The sequence below is a fragment of the Deinococcus roseus genome (assembly GCF_014646895.1).
Lineage (GTDB): Bacteria > Deinococcota > Deinococci > Deinococcales > Deinococcaceae > Deinococcus_C > Deinococcus_C roseus.
In genome coordinates, this window is the sequence record NZ_BMOD01000001.1 from 228,012 (window position 1) to 243,901 (window position 15,890).

Genomic DNA, 15,890 nt, shown 5'->3' on the forward strand with positions numbered 1-15,890 from the left:
TCAGGTGACACCATGCTATTCGATGATTTCGATAAACCCAGAGAGGAATGCGGCGTTTTCGGCATTTACTCCCCCAGACCGCTGAATGTCGCGTGGCTTTCTTACCTGGGCATGTTTGCCCTGCAACACCGCGGGCAAGAGGCCGCCGGGATGTGCGTCTCCAACGGAGAGGACTTCCTGGTTGAAAAAGACCTTGGACTGGTCACACAGGTCTTCGACGAGACCCGCCTGCAGAAAATGGACCTGGAAGGGGCCAACATTGCGATTGGCCACGTCCGGTACTCCACAACTGGCTCCAACCTGCGCTTCAACGCACAACCCCTGACCGTGCGTTCCAACAAGGGGATTCTGGGGATTGCCCACAACGGCAACTTCGTGAATGCCCGTGAAATCCGGCAACTGATGCTCAATGAAGGGGTGATCTTCCAGACCACCAACGACACCGAGGTCATGATCAACCGGATTGCCAAGTACGCCAACCTGGATCTGGTGGATGCCACCGCTCGCGTCATGCAGGAAATGCGTGGCGGGTTCGCTGTGGTGATCATGAACCGCAAGATGCTGATCGGTCTGCGCGACCCCAACGGTGTGCGTCCCCTGTGCATCGGGCAGCGTGAAGACGGTGCCTACGTGTTCGCCAGCGAAACGGTTGCCCTTTACGCCGTAAACGCCACCTTCATCCGTGACGTGAAGCCCGGAGAACTGGTCTGGGCCGATGAAAACGGTCTGCACTCCCTCGAAGTCATTCCCTCTGTTCCCACCCCCTGCGCTTTCGAGTGGATTTACTTCGCCCGTGCAGACGCCAGTGTGGATGGGGTTTCCACCCACGAGGCCCGTGTTCGGATGGGCATTGAGCTGGCCAAGGAGCAACCTGTTGAGGCCGACATTGTTGTGCCTGTGCCAGATTCTGGCATCGGTGCAGCCATCGGGTACTCCAGACAGAGTGGCATTGCTTTCGACTACGGACTGTACAAGAATCCTTACGCTGGACGCAGTTTCATTGCCCCCACCCAGGAAGCCCGTGAGCTGAAAGTCAAAATGAAGCTCTCCCCCACCGCTGCTGTCAAAGGCAAACGGGTGGTGCTGATTGATGACAGCATCGTGCGTGGCACCACCAGCCGCCAGATTGTGCAACTCTTGCGCGACGCTGGAGCCACCGAAGTGCACTTCCGGGTGTCCAGTCCACCCATCACCCATCCCTGCTACTACGGCATCGACACCGCAGCACGCAAGGAACTGGTGGCCAGCACCCACACCGTGGAAGAAATCCGCCAGATGATCGGGGCCGACACCCTGGCCTTCATCTCGGAGGAAGGCATCAAGAGCGCTGTGAGTGGCCCTGGCCTGTGCCTCGCCTGCTTCAATGGGAAATATCCAGCGGGAGTTCCGCTGGAGAATGATGTGAACAAACACGCGCTGGAAGTGTAAAGACCAGCGCAGAAAAGAGGCAGAGACATCTCTGCTTCTTTTTTTGTCCATCAGCATCTGCAGGTCAGACCCAGGACTTCAGATTCTTTGCACTCGCTTCCAGAGGCATCTCCCCTATTTTCAGACCAGCAATCCTCCTGACTCCAGAAAAATTGTGCACAGTACAATGAAGAGCAGGCACATCTTCAGCACATCGGTTGATTTTCCTCTGGAACTCTCTTTCCAGAGGTGTTCCTGTCATGGAGTGAAATATGATTCAACGCGATTTCAGAACCCCAGCCCCACAGAAACCCAGAGCCAGATCACGAATGCATGCAGTGTCCCTGATGGTCTTCCTGGGCCTCAGCAGTGCTTACGCCTGGAAGCCCAACACACACGTTTACCTCGCAGAAGAGGTCATCAAAGATGCCATTCCAGATGGTCAGGTCACCATCTGCAGAACAAATTTCGTGACCCATGAGATCACCCAGAACTGCAGCAATTATCAGGTGGACCCTGAGATTCTGCAGGCCATTCGGTCTTACCCTCAGCAGTTTCGGGCAGGGGTGCTCGGACCGGATGCTTACCCGGACATCCTGACCGGGCAGCAAGTCATTCACCCCGATGAGAGCTTGCCCCACAAGCCAGAGCCTCCTGGGGGAACCAACAGCTGGTTGCAGTACCTGTGGGACCGCAGCAATGCAGAACAGGGGGGCAGCCATCTGCCTGTGCGGGCTTTCACAGTGGGCTTTCTGACCCACTCCGCAGGGGACCTGTTCGGGCACACCTTCGTGAACAATTACACTGGAGGCCCCTTTTCCATTGGTCCAAATGCGGTCAGGCATGTGGTGCTTGAGGGCTACATTGGCAAGAGAACCCCGAACATCACCGACATCTATGGCCAGCCGGTCACAGAGAACAGCTTTTCCATCGATCAGGGGGTCAGGGAGTTCATTTACCAGAACATGGTGAACGCCACTCCAGGCTCTGTGCTGCTCAATCAACTCATGGGAGGTGGAGGCACCACGGCTTCTGTGCCCTACATCTATTCGGGTCTGCGTGCAGGTCTGCAGCGGGACATCGACAATTATTACGCTGCACTGAGGGAGTTTGATCGGAGGTCTGCCGAGAAAGTTCGTGCGGCAGAAAATTGCAGGGCTCTGGATTTCTCCTGCAGTGCAACCCTCCTTTACGGAGAGGCAGCGGCAATTCAACTGGAGAAAGCTGCCTATCGGGTGGCCAATGGTCCCATCGTGACCTACAAGGAATACTGGGTGGATGACATCGATCTGGGCCTGCGGGCATGGCCCGAACTGAGCCAGCAACTGGCAAAAGCCCTGGTGTTCAATCCCAGTGGTGTGGACACCGCCCGTGCCCAGCAACTGGCCCAGACGTATGTGCAAGAGCACCTGCTTTCGATGTCAGGTGTGCCGGACATTGTGGGCATCACCTGGGAGGTCATCGAGAAGATTCTGGATGCCCTGGTGCCCCAGTTCCTGATCGACGCCATCAATGACCTGAAACGGGACCTGCTGAACACCATGCTGCAGGCCGCCATTGGGATGACCGTGGATGACCTCAAGAAATACGTGACCAACCCTGAGCTGTATTTCGATCAGGTGATGGCCACGGGTCCCAACCCCATCACCATTGATGCTTTCAACCGTCAGGAGCTGCACATCGACGAGAATGGCATGTCCAACCCCTCGAACCCGACCCGCTTTGATTACCGTCAGGTGGCTGCAGCGTACAACACCGTGACCCTGACCAAAATGCTGCTGCTGGGAAGTGGCGAAATGAACCGTTTGCTGCAGGATCTGGGGTCCTCCCAGAAATTGCAGGCCCCGAACATCATGCTGGGTTTCGTCCGTTCACTCGATGACAGCAACCAGTGGGTCGCCAACAATCCTGATCAGCTGATTCTGGCAAAGGACTGTGGTGCTTTCCGCCAGGTGTTCATGCAGCAATCGGGCGAAGTGGATCCCTGCGTAAACAATTGAAATTCCGCAGCACATTTGAGGTTACCGCCAGGGTTCAGGCAACAGGATTCTGGCAGGCCTGCTTTCTTCATGGGAACAATTCAAAGTCCGTTGCATTGCATGAAGCAGGCAAAGCAAGCATCAAGATGACATGAAAATATTTCAGGTTTCACTTTTGATCGGAATCAGCACAATGATGGTTGCCTGCCCTGATGTCCATCCTGTTCAACATCTCAAATGGGACGATTCCAGAATTCTGCGCGGAACGTATACCGGTGATTATGAACGCATCACAGACAGCGGGTTCGAAAAGGTGGGCACCCTGAAATTTCAGTTCACCCCCCATTATGTCAATGAAAGCAAATATGATTTCGAACCTGTCCAGCCCTGCGCTTTGCAGGGCTTTGTGTTTCTGGGAGGGTGTCAAGACGGGCAAGCCTGCGTTCCATCGGCAGTGTCGATGGCTCCAGGGAATTTTCGGCAAGAATCAGATGGTATCTTGCAGGCCTGCCCTGTACCATGATCTCAGAGAAGATGACTCCGCCAAAGGAGCCTTCCTGAAAACCGTCCCAGACCATTTCCAGCTGACCTTTCCCTTCAGGCCCAAGCCTGCAGGATCTTCCCCTATGGCAAGGAGTCTGTCATGAGACACATCGAATTTGAAGCCAGACTGCGTTACCAGGAATTGCAACAGGAAGCCGAAGCTTTGCAGCAACTCAGGCAGGTGCCCAGGATTCATCTGCTGCGCAGGGTGGCCACAGTCCTGATGTCTCTGGCAGATCGGCTGGATCCACCCGTGATGGCTGTGGTGGCAAGACAGGATTGTGCTTGCTGATCAGAAACATCACATTCGAAAGCCTGGATGTTTTCATGAGATTGATCTTCAGTACAAATGTCCTGTTTTTAAAATAGCAGCTGCCTCTGAGTAAACCAAAGCGACTGGAATAAAAATATCAAGCCCTCACAGTTTCAACTTATAAAGTAAAGCCTATTTGGGTTTTCAAGAAACCAGACCTCTCAAATTTCGCCCCAGAAGCGTGTTTTTACTTCAGGCCCATTCAGCATTCCAGCAAAAACCTTAAAAATAAGATGTTCTTTCTAAAACAGGCATGGTATCTTGCATCTGTACGGAAAACCATTGAGATTCTGCCTTCAGAGAATGGGCATGTGCATGATCCATGTGCATCCTCAAAGTGCAACCCATCAGAACTCAGGTTTCTGAAGCCCTCTCGGCCCCCTTGAAAGGAGCAGGCCATGATCCACATCGAAATGGAAGCCCACCTGCGTCACCTGGAACACCAGCAAGAAGCAGAGCTGCTTCATTTGCTCAGACAGGCCCCCAGAACCAGCATGTTGCATCAGGTGGCAGAATCCCTGCGATCTCTCGCAGACCAGCTGGACATGCTGCAACCTGACCAGCAGCAGGTCCGGCAACGGCAGCCTTCCTGAATCCAACCTCCCTGCTGCATTGATCCGTGAATCACCTGAGCAGAAAAGGCAAAATGCAGCTCAGGTGTTCCAGTTCAGGCTTTCGGGTTTGCAACTGGGCAAGTCCCTGAGCAGTCAGGTTGTACTGTTTCTGCAAGGTGCCTGCCCTGGTGGTGGCATGGAAACCCACAGCAATCTGACCGTGTGCCTCCAGCTGCTGCAATGCCCGTTCCAGATCTTCTGGCTGCAGGTCAAAGAAACCGCCTGTGCGTTCCTGCACCTGCCTGATCATGGCTGCAGTGATGCAGGGACCAGATTCCAGAAAGCTGAGCAGCAGCACCTGCAGATGATCCATGAACCTTGTGGACTCCATTTCAGCCTCCAGAAAAGGGCCTGCCCTCCTTGAAGAAGGCAGGCCCTGGTGTGGTGTTCAGGGGTTGAGTTGTTGCAGGAAGTCAAAAGAAGCTTTCTGGTAGACCTCCAGGGTTCTGGGGTCGTTGAAACCCAGGGTGTACCCATCCAGTTCAGGGGCCAGCACCACCTGACCTCTCTGGTCAGGCAAACCTTCCAGAATGGCTTCTGCAAGGCCTTTTTCATCTGCAGGGGTGATCATGACCAGCGGAACAGACAGGTTTTTCAGGTTTGCAGCCACTTCTCCTGTCATGTCGATGCTGCTTGAGCCCGGAGCAAAGGCCACCACACCTTGCACCTGCTCCGGGTGCTGCAAGGCATAAAAGATGGACATCATTGAAGAAAACCCATTCCCAAACAACAGGACCTTTTGCTGCCCGGTTTTGGCCTGCATCCATTGGACTGCAGCTGCCAGGTCTTGCATGGCGTCATAGGCATCTGCCACCGGGGCATGGGTGTGGGTCTGGCAATTTTGCCCATCGCTGCTGATGCGCAGGTCCACATTCAGCACAGCATAACCCTGGTCCTGCAGTTTCTGGGGAAAGGAGCCGTATTCGCAACGGTTGCGTGGAGGCACCAGCGGATCCAGCGGAGCACCATTCAGCAGGATGATGGCTCCTTTTGGGCTGGCAGGGGTGTAATAATCTGCGTAGACTTTCACCCCATCGGCGGCCTGCAGATAGACCCCTTCCTGCGCGAAGGCTGGCTGGAAAACAGACGTGCAGGCAAGGGCGAACAGAAACATCAGGGGCTTTTTCATGACAATCCTTTCTGCAGAAGCTCAGGCCTCTGCTTGAAACATGGGATGGTTTGCCCCTCGAAAAGGCAACTTCCACCCGAAGGGGTGATGTGTGGGCTTCCTGCATGGCATGTTCAGCAGGGTTCGGTTGATTTTAGTATAGATAAACGATATCGGATTTCGATAATCAAGTCAAGAGCCTCGTCAACAACCTCATCAAGGGCCTTCAGCAAAAACACACCCTTGCGGGTGTGCTGGGCGTGTAGGATTCGAACCCACGGTGAATGGTGGATCATGAGGACATCCTTTCAGCGACTCCCCACATTCGGCCACTCGATATATTCGGTCAAACTGTCAAGCGCCTGTCAACAGGGGATCAGGTTCCAGATCCCACTCCTCCTCAAATCCATTGGGTGCCCGGCAGATGATGTATTCTGCAGGATATTTGTGCAGCCAGTGCTGTAAACCTTCCAGCGTTTCAGTGCCGGAAGCAAGATACGCTGCCAGCAGGTCCATCTCCTGCAATTCCAGATCTGAGAGGTCTTCCACATCGCGCCAGAATTCGGGTGGACCTTCCCAGAGCAGCAACTCGATTATGTTCAGGGACCACAGTTCGTGCAACAGGTTCCCCCGAATGAAACCCGGCCCACCAATGGGTGAACCTGGAAAGATGGCGTAATGCCAGGGGTCAATTTTGCCTGCCCTGTAAAGCTGCCAGGCTTCTGCAGCCGTCACAAACACGGTGGGATCAAAAGGCATGTCGAGGGGATCAAAGCCCAGTTGCACGGCATCTTGCTGCAACTGGTCCAGTTGGGGATCCACCCGCACCCAGCGCTCACCGTTCCAGTGCTCGCTGATCACATGGTCATGCCAGTGTCCAGCCCTGAAATATCCTGCAAAGCCCACCCTGCTGCGGGCAGGAATTTCCTGGGCACGCAACAGGGCCGTGAAAAACAGGGAGAAATCCCTGCAACACCCAAGATGCCGCTGTTGAGGCACTGCCTGATCGGTCAGCTGGAATCCTGCCTGCTGTCTGGCCTTCAAGAGGCTGTCGATGCGTCGGGTGTTGATCTGCTGCAGTTTTTCTGCAGTGCCCTCGGTGTGGTAGGCCCCCAGCCAGCCATAATGCAGCAGGTGTTGCTGTGCGATTTCTGCCAGCCGGGAGAGGGCCCAGTCGGGTTGCACTTCCAGCAGTTCCGACTGGGAGAACGGGCTCTGGGCACGGTAAAAATCCAGCAGATCTGCAGTCGGTTTGAAGTCTGTCTGTTGCATGTCTGTAAGGTAAACCCTGACCAAAGGGCAGAGTCAACCCACAGAGTAAGCCCGCAGAGTCAAGCCCGCAAGAAAGCACCCTCTGTTCAGACCCTTAAGATGAGGCATGTCCCATGCTCAGGAGATTTCAAACCTTTCAAACCTTTCAAACCTTTCCCCTGCTTCGGAAGCCCTGCTGCAAGCCTGCATTGACAATTACGTCCAGATGTTTCCTGTGGGGCTTTACCCGGCCCTGCTGGTTCATGATGGGCCAGATCTGGCTTATCGGATCAGTGGATTTCCTGTGGCTCCCCTCAATTCGGTGGTGCGCTCCATTTTCGATGAAGAAACGGCTGAGGAGCGCATCAACAAGATGTTTCAGGAATTCCAGGAGCGCCAGATTCCTTTCAACTGGCTGATCACCCCCGAGAGCCGCCCACTGGACCTGAAAGACCGCCTGCTGGCCCAGGGAATGGAACTGGATGGCGAGCTGATCCCGATGGGCCGTTCACTGGAAAACCTGCCCGAACTGCAGCTTCCTGAAGGTTTTCACATCGAACAGGTGTGCACCGATCGGCAACTGGAAGACTGGGCAAAAGTGGGTCAGGTCAGTTTTCATTTGCCTCCTCAGGCTGTTGAAATCCGACTGGCACAGTTTTCACGGGTGCTGGAATCTGATTTGTGGCCGGTTCGGTTGTATGTGGGGTCCTGGGAAGGTCAGCCCGCATGCACCAGCGGGGTGCGCCTGACCCCTGGCAGTGCAGGTCTGTATTTCGTGGGCACCCTGCCTGGACACACCCGCCGTGGGCTGGGCACCCTGATGACCCTGCATCCGCTGCTGGAAGCCCGCAAACTCGGGCACCGGGTGGGGGTGTTGCTGTCCTCCAGAGCGGGTCTGAAAGTTTATGAGCGGCTGGGGTTCGAACGGCTGGGGACATTTCAGATCTACACGAAAGAGCAGGCCAGCGTTCCACAGGCAGCAGCTTCTTCAGATTGAATACCTGCTGCTTTATGCTGGTGTAGATGCACCTGTCCTCCAACTTCCCCGGGCTGCATGCCTTCATTCTGGAACAGTTTGAGTTGCCCCTCACTTCCATTCATGGGCCTTCCCACTGGGCACGGGTGGAGCGCATCGGTCAGAGGCTGGCCCAGCACAGCACGGCAGATCCAGTGGTGCTGGAACTGTTCAGCCTGCTGCACGATTCCAGGCGCACCAATGACGGCTGGGATCTGGAGCATGGCCCGGAAGCCGCACAGGCCATGGTGAAATGGCGTGGCACCCATTTTGACTGCAGCGACGACCAATTCAACTTACTGCAATACGCAGTGCAACACCACACCACTGGCAGGCCCACCCCAATGGTCACCATTGGGGCCTGCTGGGACAGTGACCGTCTGGACCTGATGCGGGTGGGCATCCGGCCTGACCCCGGATACCTCAGCCTCCCCCATTCCAGGGAGCCTGAGACCCTCCTGTGGGCCATCAACCAGTCCTTGCAGGAAATGTACCCGGGAACGAAAGAGATCACCCGGCTTTAAGGCACAGGTGATCTCTGAACACTTGCTCAGCCAGGGAGGTGTTCCAGTTCCTCTGAAACCAGCCCTTTGTGTTGCAATTCCTTCCAGAAATCTGCAGGAATGGAGGTCTGGTAATCCTGCAGGTTGCTTTGCAGCTGTTCCAGGTTCCTGACCCCCAGCAGCACCGAGGCCACAGCAGGGTGGGCCAGTGGGAATTGCATGGCAGCAGCCTTGATGGAAATGCCGTAATGGTCACACAAATCCTTGATGGCCAGGGCACGCTGCAGCATCAGTTCCGGGGCCTGGGAATAGTTGTATTTCGCATCCGGGGTGGGATTCGCCAGCAATCCGCTGTTGAATACCCCTCCCACAATGATTTTTGCGCCTTTTTCAATGCAGGTTTGCAGCAGAGGCAGGCTGTGCTGTTCCAGCAGGGTGTAGCGCCCGGCCAGCAGGAACACATCAAAATCTCCGGCCAGCAGGAGCTCGTGGGGCATTTCCCACTGGTTCATGCCTGCTCCAATGCCTTTCACCAGCCCCTGGTCCCGCAGTTCGGTCAGGGCGCGGTAAGCTCCATCCATCAGTTCAGAGGCGGTGACCCCCACCGAATCCGGGTCATGGATGAACACCAGATCCAGGCTGTCCATTTGCATGCGCTGCAGGGTTTCCTCAAAGCTGCGCATCACCCCGTCGTAACTGAAGTCATAGACCACGTTGTAAGGCAAAGACGTTTTGAACACCCGCTCTCCGTCTTCCATCAACTGGGTCGGGTGGGGTGGAATGCCTTCCCTGAGCAGGCGGCCCACCTTGCTGGACACGGTGAAGCCCGATTTTTGCTTCAAGAAGTCACCCAGGCGGATTTCGGATTCTCCAAAGCCATACCAGGGTGCGGTGTCGTAAAAACGAATGCCCGCATCCCATGCAGCCTGAAAAACCGCTCTGGCATCGCTTTCCTCAACGGGCCTGAACAGACCTCCCTGCACCGAGGCCCCCAGGCCCAGGCGGGTGACGGTGGCCCCACGGCCCACAGCAACGGTTTCGGTCAGTGGTGGTGTACGGAATGATGGCATCATGAACCTCCTGAATCCTGCGTTGATCTCAGGATCCAGCATACCCGAGATCGGGTGAGGCTCAGGAACGAAAACTCACCCTTCCAGTTGCATCAGGGGCTGCGCGGCCACATCTGCCAGCGTGAACTCGTTGAGTTTGGCGTAAAAAGCCTCTCTGGCATCAATGAGCACGCATTTCAGTTTGCAGTTGCCCCTTAAAGGACAGGGACCAATGTTGCAGTCGATGATGTCTGCCTGCGGTTCGGTCAGGCGAACCAGATCTCCCAGCCGGACTTCAGAGGGGTTTTTGGCCAGCCGAATGCCGCCATTTTTGCCTTTGCTTCCCTGAATGATGCCCATCTTGGAGAGGGAATGGGCCACTTTGTTGAGGTGGTTGTAAGGCACATTGAACCGGTCCGCCACCTCCTGCACCGTGGCCCTTCCCTGTTCAGGGACTTGCATCAGGTGCATCAGCAAACGCAGGCTGAGGTCGGTAAAGCGGGTCACTTGCATGGGTCAGACATCACCTTTCCTGATGATGCCTCACAGTAACAAATCGCAAGGGCAAAAGACATGGGTTGCAACGCTTTTCAGTGCAGCAGGGCTTAAGGTTTTCGTTTCCTTTTCTGGAAAAATCAACCCCCCCAAAGTGACATCAAAACCTTTGCCCTGCAAGGCCAGCAGGTCATTTGTTCAGGAACACAATGTCATCCAGAAAAAAATCGGACCTTGCACTGGAGTAATTCTGGAACACCACGCCTGCAATCCAGGTGGGGTTTCCCAGTTCGGACAGTGGAATTTCGTAATAGGTCCAGGTGTTCTTGTAAGCCGTGATGGGCATGGCTTTGTCTGAAAGCAACACATCATTTTCATCTGCAGGGGCGGCTTTGGAGGCCATCACCACCAGCAACTGGTGGTTCTCGGTGGGGCCACCATTCACCCAGAAGCCCATTTTGCGGATGTCTGCTTTGTTCATGACCTGTCCGGTGTGCAGGTAAAGTCCGGTCCAGTCTCCCTGATAAGCCAGTTTGATGCTGTATTTTCCAGACCACACCACACTGGTGCTGGAAAAATCCAGGGTGGTGTCCCAGGACCAGTTTTCCCATTTTGGACCCAGTGCATCCCGGTAGGCAACAACATCTCTGGAAGGCACTGTGAACTGCATGCATCCGGTGGTCAGCAGGCCAAGAACAGCAAGCCACACAACTTTTTTCATTGGGCTCCTTTGCTGTCATTATTGTAGTACAGGTTGCAAAACAGATGCCTACAGAACAAAGTAGCCCACAACAGCCCCTCCCAGCACCACCAGATGGGCCGGGATTTTCAGCAGGTGCAAGAGCACAAAACTGAGAATCACCCACAAAAATTCCAGCACGGTGTGGGGTCGGATGGTGAGGGCAGCGTCCAGCAGTGCTGCACCCAGCAATCCCACCACTGCAGCATTCACACCCCGCAAAGCAGCTTGCAAGAGGGGCAGGGCTTTGATGCTGTTCCAGACAGGCATGATGGCCAGCACCAACAGCAGTGCAGGCAGAAAGATGCCAGAAGTGGCCACCAGACCTCCCAGCACAGGATGGACTTCAGGAAAAGTGGCCCCCAGAAAGGTGCTGATGGCAAACACCGGTCCCGGAATGGCCTGTGCAGCTCCATAAGCGCCCAGAAATTGCTCCGGAGTCAGCCACACAGAGATGGGCTGCAGGAGGGGCAACACCACGTGTCCTCCTCCGAACACCAGGCTGCCTGTGCGGTACATCAGGCCAAACAGATGCAAAATGGGAGAAAAAGCCAGCAAGGGCAATCCCACCAGCAAGGTCGTGGCAAGTCCCAGGTAAATTCCGGTCCTGTGCAAGTTCAGGTTGTTGCTGAGAGGTGGCTTCTCCTGCTCTGCTGGTCTGAACTGCCAGATGCCATAAAGCCCTCCCAGTGCAATCACCAGCAAGCTGGTCCAGGCTGTGGGAAGCAAAAGCATCAACAGGCCGCTGATCAGGGCAATCAGGCGGCGGGTGTTGTCCGGGGCCAGGGTGCGGGCCATGCCCAGCACAGCACTGAGGATCACCCCCAGCGTCAGCAAACTGAGGGCACGCACCAGACCACCACTGAGAAACTGGTTGGCCCCCAGGGCCAGGGCCAGCATGATCAGCGCAGATGGTGTGGTGAAGCCCACCCAGGCCAGCACAGCCCCAAGTGTGCCCGCCCGCAATTTGCCCAGGCACATGCCCACCTGGCTGCTGGAGGGACCGGGCAAAAAGGTGCACAGGGCCACCAGATCCGCATAATCTGAATCTGACAGCCATTTTTTGCGCTCCACAAATTCCTGCCTGAAGTAACCCAGATGGGCCACCGGTCCCCCAAAACTGCTGCAGCCCAATCTCAAAAAAGTCAGCAAAACGTCCAGCGCTGGATGCATGCTGTTCATGCTAACCGTTCAGGTTCAAAACCGTGTGCTGCTGTTCTGCGCAACTGCCAGAAGTTGTCCAGAAGTTTTGCTGCCTCACATCATCTGGCCCGAGAAGCAGACTCCCGGATCACCAGTTGAGGGGTGATTTTTTCCAGCACCACCTCTTCATCGTTGAGGAGGTTCAGCAAGGCGGTGGTGGCCGCCAGTCCCAGTTCATGCATGGGTTGCCGCACGGTGGTGAGGGGCGGCATCATGTACTCGGAGTTGCGGGTGTCATCAAAGCCCACCAGGGAGACTTCTTCAGGGACCCGGATGCCCCGGCGGTACAGGGCAAGCCTGGCCCCGTAAGCCATCTGGTCGTTGGCCGCAAAGATCGCGGTGAACATGGTGCGCGATTCCAGCAGGGTGGCCACGGCAAGGCTTCCCGAGGCCTCCTGAAAATCCCCATGCACAATCAGTTTCTCGTCGATGTCCATGCCAAATTCCTTGTGGGCATCGTAGTAGCCCCTCAGGCGTTCACGGGCATCAATGTGCTCATGGGGGCCAGCAATGTGGGCGATGCGTCGGTGCCCCAGGTCAAAGAGGTACTTGACCAGATTGCGTGCTCCGGCGTAATTGTCAATCAAGACAGAGTGCTGCTCAAACCCTGGAATGGTGCGCCCGATGGTGATGATGGGCATGGATTCTGCCAGAGCACCGAGAGAATCCCCTTCCAGGTGACCTCCCATGATGATCAGACCATCCACCCGGCCCACCAGACGCTGAATCGCCACCGCTTCATCTTCGGGTTGCCAGTGTCCATCCATGAACACCGGGACGTAATCGGTGCCCCTCAGGGCTTCCTGCACCCCCAGCAATGCCGAGCCATAAAACGGACTGGCAATGTCCTGCGTCAAGACCCCGATGGAGAGGGTGCGGCCCTGCACCAGGCCTTTGGCCACCAGGTTGGGCTGGTATTTGAGCTGTGCAATGGCCTCTTCCACCTGCTTGCGTTTTTTCTCGCTGACCCGCGCTGTGCCAGCCACAATTCTGGACACCGTGCTGGGGGAAACCCCGGCAGCCTCGGCAACGTCCAACAAAGTCACTTTCTTCTTCATGCCCGCCTCTTTTTCAGTGAAGACCATTCAAGTGGGTGAACCTGTTTTCAGAGGCTCAAATCAATGCAAGCGAGGAAAGGTCTTTTGAACCCGGCCAGGGCACTCAGGTTTTGCTGCCCTGCGTCAGGTGCCGGGTTGCACCTTTCCTGCACGTCTTAAATATACCCCAATTGCTGAGATCAAACTGATGGTCAGGGCCACACTGTACATCAGGGGAAAACCCGACTGGGCCACCAGCAGACCGCCTCCCAGTGCTCCTGCAGCCGCAGAACCCCACACAAACACATCCAGTTTGCCCTGTGCTGCTGCACGGGTTTCTGGAGGCAGGCTGCTGGTCAGCAAACTGGAGCCCGCCACAAAACACAGGTTCCAGCCAATGCCCAGCACAAAAAGGGCAATCCCCATTTCCATGAGGCTGTGCCCCAGCAAACCCAGCAAGGCACTCAGGGCAAGGAGCAGGCTTCCCATGAAGATCATGGTTCTGGCGCCAAAGCGGTCCACCCAGCGCCCGGTGATCCAGGACAGACCAAACATGCCCACCACATGCCCGGTCATCACGCTGGAAATGGCCTCCAGACCGTGGCCCAGATGGGTGGCGTGCACGGGCATCATCACCATCAGCATCAACATCACACCCTGACCCACCATCATGCCCAGCAGGGCCAGCCTGACCTGGGGGTTTTGCAGCAGTTCTGCAACAGACAGCTGGATTCTGGAGGTGTGTTTTGGCAAGTCAGCAGGTCTGGCTGTGAAGAACACAGCCACCAGCCCACTGGCCAGGGCCAGGAACAGGGCACTGAGCAACCAGCCCGCCTCATTTTCAGGCAACTGGTGGGACTGGGCCACGTTTTTCAGGGCAGGAATGCACAGGCGGGTGATCACCGCTCCTATGGCACTGCAGGTCAGCAGAAAACCAATGAACTGGCCCCGCTTCTCGGGCTGAACCAGTTCACTGACTGCATAACGCATCTGGTTGATGCCTCCGGTGGCCAGACCCACCAGCAAAATGCCCACCATGAAACCCCAGAAATTTTGCTGCATGGCCTGCCAGAAAGCCACACTGGCCCCGATGGTTCCCAGCAGGAAAGCCAGGGCCAATCCCACCCGGCGTCCATGGCGGGACATGAGTTGCCCGGCAAAGTAGGCACTGAAAGCCGAGGCCAACAGGTTGACGGTGGAGGGCACGCCAGAGTAGCTTTCCGATCCGGTGAGTTTCACCGCCAGAATGCTGGCAAGGGCCACTCCGATGGTGGTGGCACTGGTGGACAGGGCCTGTGCAAGATACAGAGCGGGCAGGCTGCGCTGAACTGTGCTGGGCTGAGTCATGGTGGTCACTCTAACCTGTTTTGAGAAAGATGTGCAGAGGATTCTGGCTTATTTTCAGACAACTTTTCAGACAACTTCTGGACGGGTGTGCCGGAAAAAGGAACATCTGCCTGCAATGTGTGCCAGATGCAGGCAAGAGGCAGGAGCGCTGAGAAAAGACCAGAACATCCGCCCAAGAGGGTCTTTTGGTCTTTCCGGTCTGCAGGTCTCAGTGCAGCAAAGCCATGATTTTTTGCAAGTAAGCCTGCCTGCTGGGGAGGCCAATCAATCCACCATTGATGGCACGGGTAACGGCCTGCAGGTCATTGCGGTCTGCCATGGCATTGATGTGGTGGTCCTGCCAGAAAGCAGCTGCCGTCTGGGCACTGACCCCAATTTGCAACAACAAATCGGGGTCGTTCACCAGATCAAAGCCGGTGAGCTGGCTGTAACGGGTGTAATTGCTGCGTCCGGTGAGTTGAATGAATCCTCTGCCACGGTACTTGAAACCGTCTCCAGGCTGGGTGTTGCCCATGCGGCCCCCATACACGGTGTTGCCGAGGGCCTGGGGGTTCATGGCACAACTCTGGGCAGCCTGCAAACTGGGGAAGCGGCTGGGCCACACCTGACACAGCCGTTTGGCTGAGTAATTCAGATTTTCTTCCTGTGGAACCAGTCCAGACTCTGCAGTGAGCTGGGCCAGCCAGTGGGCCAACCTCAAGGTGGTGTTGATGCCGTACTGGTCTGCAGCGTGCTGCAGCTTGGCTGCAGTGACATCGGGCTGCTTCAGGTTGGGGTTGAGGGCCTGAATCAGGGCTTTGGTGATCATGCTAGATGCCTCCTCATGCGGCGCTGCTGGAAATGGGATGCAAGTTCAATATGCCCTGGATGCGTATTGGGCCGGGTGATACACCTCAGTTTAGGACAGCACCGGGGGGCATTCATAAGTGATAACCCCTAGCAAAAATTCAGGGGTTTCAGCAGGGAAACCCCCCAAAAGGCCAGAGCGCACATCTGATCAGCGGGGCCGCTTTGCAGACGCTGCCCTTTCTGGCTGCACTTTGGCTGCACTCTGTCACCACAAAGCAAACACCCCACCTTTCGGTGGGGCTGCATTCTGGCGGAGAGAGCGGGATTCGAACCCGCGGTAAGTGTTACCCTACACACGCTTTCCAGGCGTGCCCCTTCAACCGCTCGGGCACCTCTCCCTGGGAGTTTGTCCCAAGCTTTCGTCTCGGGAACGGAATAGATTGTATCACTTTTTCTAGAAAATGCTAGAGGGTGCGCGGGGACATTTCTCTCTGCATC

At 55.9% G+C, this 15,890-nt stretch carries 17 protein-coding genes and 1 tRNA gene; 7 read left to right on the plus strand and 11 right to left on the minus strand.

Annotated features, from left to right (window positions below; all coding sequences use genetic code 11):
- Positions 1–12 precede the first annotated feature (12 nt).
- From purF to IEY52_RS01000, 5 genes are all read left to right on the plus strand, one after another.
- Positions 13–1,428, plus strand: coding sequence for an amidophosphoribosyltransferase (purF, locus tag IEY52_RS00980; protein WP_188998455.1), 1,416 nt, complete (start codon positions 13–15; stop codon positions 1,426–1,428).
- A gap of 251 nt (positions 1,429–1,679) precedes the next feature.
- Complete coding sequence (locus IEY52_RS00985; RefSeq protein WP_188998458.1) at positions 1,680–3,407, plus strand: hypothetical protein; 1,728 nt, start codon at positions 1,680–1,682, stop codon at positions 3,405–3,407.
- A gap of 130 nt (positions 3,408–3,537) precedes the next feature.
- On the plus strand, positions 3,538–3,909 hold the full coding sequence (locus IEY52_RS00990) for a hypothetical protein (protein WP_188998461.1): 372 nt from the start codon (positions 3,538–3,540) through the stop codon (positions 3,907–3,909).
- Positions 3,910–4,029: 120 nt separating this feature from the next.
- Positions 4,030–4,221: a hypothetical protein gene (locus IEY52_RS00995; RefSeq protein WP_188998463.1), complete on the plus strand. Its 192-nt coding sequence runs from the start codon at positions 4,030–4,032 to the stop codon at positions 4,219–4,221.
- Positions 4,222–4,640: 419 nt separating this feature from the next.
- Positions 4,641–4,835 carry a hypothetical protein gene (locus IEY52_RS01000; RefSeq protein WP_188998467.1) on the plus strand — a complete coding sequence of 65 codons (195 nt, stop codon included), beginning with the start codon at positions 4,641–4,643 and terminating at the stop codon, positions 4,833–4,835.
- Positions 4,836–4,866: 31 nt separating this feature from the next.
- On the opposite strand, the gene IEY52_RS01005 is transcribed toward IEY52_RS01000, so the two are convergent.
- The 3 genes from IEY52_RS01005 to IEY52_RS01015 all read right to left on the minus strand — a co-directional run bounded on the left by IEY52_RS01005 (position 4,867) and on the right by IEY52_RS01015 (position 7,236).
- Positions 4,867–5,169, minus strand: coding sequence for a PadR family transcriptional regulator (locus tag IEY52_RS01005; RefSeq protein WP_188998470.1), 303 nt, complete (start codon positions 5,167–5,169; stop codon positions 4,867–4,869).
- A 75-nt stretch (positions 5,170–5,244) separates the two neighbouring features.
- The gene (locus IEY52_RS01010) at positions 5,245–5,985 is read right to left on the minus strand and encodes an alpha/beta hydrolase (RefSeq protein ID WP_188998473.1); all 741 of its coding nucleotides are present in this window, start codon (positions 5,983–5,985) and stop codon (positions 5,245–5,247) included.
- 333 nt (positions 5,986–6,318) lie between these two features.
- Positions 6,319–7,236: a transglutaminase-like domain-containing protein gene (locus IEY52_RS01015; RefSeq protein WP_188998475.1), complete on the minus strand. Its 918-nt coding sequence runs from the start codon at positions 7,234–7,236 to the stop codon at positions 6,319–6,321.
- A gap of 106 nt (positions 7,237–7,342) precedes the next feature.
- On the opposite strand from IEY52_RS01015, the gene IEY52_RS01020 reads away from it, so the two are divergent.
- Both IEY52_RS01020 and IEY52_RS01025 read left to right on the plus strand, forming a co-directional pair.
- A complete protein-coding gene (locus IEY52_RS01020) occupies positions 7,343–8,212 on the plus strand; it encodes a GNAT family N-acetyltransferase (RefSeq protein WP_188998478.1) in 870 nt (289 codons plus the stop codon).
- A gap of 26 nt (positions 8,213–8,238) precedes the next feature.
- Positions 8,239–8,754, plus strand: coding sequence for an HD domain-containing protein (locus IEY52_RS01025; RefSeq protein ID WP_188998480.1), 516 nt, complete (start codon positions 8,239–8,241; stop codon positions 8,752–8,754).
- A gap of 26 nt (positions 8,755–8,780) precedes the next feature.
- Here the strand turns inward: IEY52_RS01025 and IEY52_RS01030 are convergent, their stop codons facing one another.
- The 8 genes from IEY52_RS01030 to IEY52_RS01065 form a co-directional block, all read right to left on the minus strand.
- Positions 8,781–9,806 carry an aldo/keto reductase gene (locus IEY52_RS01030; RefSeq protein WP_229684592.1) on the minus strand — a complete coding sequence of 342 codons (1,026 nt, stop codon included), beginning with the start codon at positions 9,804–9,806 and terminating at the stop codon, positions 8,781–8,783.
- Between the two features lie 72 nt (positions 9,807–9,878).
- A complete protein-coding gene (locus IEY52_RS01035; protein WP_188998483.1) occupies positions 9,879–10,295 on the minus strand; it encodes an RrF2 family transcriptional regulator in 417 nt (138 codons plus the stop codon).
- A 172-nt stretch (positions 10,296–10,467) separates the two neighbouring features.
- Positions 10,468–10,998 (minus strand): hypothetical protein, encoded by a 531-nt coding sequence (locus tag IEY52_RS01040; RefSeq protein WP_188998485.1) that lies wholly within the window; start codon positions 10,996–10,998, stop codon positions 10,468–10,470.
- Positions 10,999–11,046: 48 nt separating this feature from the next.
- Positions 11,047–12,189: a chromate efflux transporter gene (gene chrA / locus IEY52_RS01045; RefSeq protein WP_188998488.1), complete on the minus strand. Its 1,143-nt coding sequence runs from the start codon at positions 12,187–12,189 to the stop codon at positions 11,047–11,049.
- Positions 12,190–12,278: 89 nt separating this feature from the next.
- Positions 12,279–13,277 (minus strand): LacI family DNA-binding transcriptional regulator, encoded by a 999-nt coding sequence (locus IEY52_RS01050; protein ID WP_188998492.1) that lies wholly within the window; start codon positions 13,275–13,277, stop codon positions 12,279–12,281.
- Positions 13,278–13,400: 123 nt separating this feature from the next.
- Complete coding sequence (locus IEY52_RS01055; protein ID WP_188998495.1) at positions 13,401–14,603, minus strand: MFS transporter; 1,203 nt, start codon at positions 14,601–14,603, stop codon at positions 13,401–13,403.
- A gap of 208 nt (positions 14,604–14,811) precedes the next feature.
- A complete protein-coding gene (locus IEY52_RS01060; protein WP_188998498.1) occupies positions 14,812–15,411 on the minus strand; it encodes a glycoside hydrolase family 19 protein in 600 nt (199 codons plus the stop codon).
- A gap of 289 nt (positions 15,412–15,700) precedes the next feature.
- Positions 15,701–15,790: transfer RNA gene (locus tag IEY52_RS01065), tRNA-Ser, on the minus strand.
- Positions 15,791–15,890 lie beyond the last annotated feature (100 nt).

What these genes read in the sequence shown, in the direction of transcription:
- IEY52_RS01060 (WP_188998498.1), bottom strand. Translation starts at nt 15,411, where the DNA reads ATGATCACCAAAGCCCTGATTCAGGCCCTCAACCCCAACCTGAAGCAG.
- IEY52_RS01055 (WP_188998495.1), bottom strand. Translation starts at nt 14,603, where the DNA reads ATGACTCAGCCCAGCACAGTTCAGCGCAGCCTGCCCGCTCTGTATCTT.
- IEY52_RS01000 (WP_188998467.1), top strand. Translation starts at nt 4,641, where the DNA reads ATGATCCACATCGAAATGGAAGCCCACCTGCGTCACCTGGAACACCAG.
- IEY52_RS01035 (WP_188998483.1), bottom strand. Translation starts at nt 10,295, where the DNA reads ATGCAAGTGACCCGCTTTACCGACCTCAGCCTGCGTTTGCTGATGCAC.
- purF (WP_188998455.1), top strand. Translation starts at nt 13, where the DNA reads ATGCTATTCGATGATTTCGATAAACCCAGAGAGGAATGCGGCGTTTTC.
- IEY52_RS01010 (WP_188998473.1), bottom strand. Translation starts at nt 5,985, where the DNA reads ATGAAAAAGCCCCTGATGTTTCTGTTCGCCCTTGCCTGCACGTCTGTT.
- IEY52_RS01040 (WP_188998485.1), bottom strand. Translation starts at nt 10,998, where the DNA reads ATGAAAAAAGTTGTGTGGCTTGCTGTTCTTGGCCTGCTGACCACCGGA.
- IEY52_RS01030 (WP_229684592.1), bottom strand. Translation starts at nt 9,806, where the DNA reads ATGATGCCATCATTCCGTACACCACCACTGACCGAAACCGTTGCTGTG.
- IEY52_RS00995 (WP_188998463.1), top strand. Translation starts at nt 4,030, where the DNA reads ATGAGACACATCGAATTTGAAGCCAGACTGCGTTACCAGGAATTGCAA.
- IEY52_RS01015 (WP_188998475.1), bottom strand. Translation starts at nt 7,236, where the DNA reads ATGCAACAGACAGACTTCAAACCGACTGCAGATCTGCTGGATTTTTAC.
- IEY52_RS01020 (WP_188998478.1), top strand. Translation starts at nt 7,343, where the DNA reads ATGTCCCATGCTCAGGAGATTTCAAACCTTTCAAACCTTTCAAACCTT.
- IEY52_RS00985 (WP_188998458.1), top strand. Translation starts at nt 1,680, where the DNA reads ATGATTCAACGCGATTTCAGAACCCCAGCCCCACAGAAACCCAGAGCC.
- IEY52_RS01025 (WP_188998480.1), top strand. Translation starts at nt 8,239, where the DNA reads ATGCACCTGTCCTCCAACTTCCCCGGGCTGCATGCCTTCATTCTGGAA.
- IEY52_RS01005 (WP_188998470.1), bottom strand. Translation starts at nt 5,169, where the DNA reads ATGGATCATCTGCAGGTGCTGCTGCTCAGCTTTCTGGAATCTGGTCCC.
- chrA (WP_188998488.1), bottom strand. Translation starts at nt 12,189, where the DNA reads ATGCATCCAGCGCTGGACGTTTTGCTGACTTTTTTGAGATTGGGCTGC.
- IEY52_RS01050 (WP_188998492.1), bottom strand. Translation starts at nt 13,277, where the DNA reads ATGAAGAAGAAAGTGACTTTGTTGGACGTTGCCGAGGCTGCCGGGGTT.
- IEY52_RS00990 (WP_188998461.1), top strand. Translation starts at nt 3,538, where the DNA reads ATGAAAATATTTCAGGTTTCACTTTTGATCGGAATCAGCACAATGATG.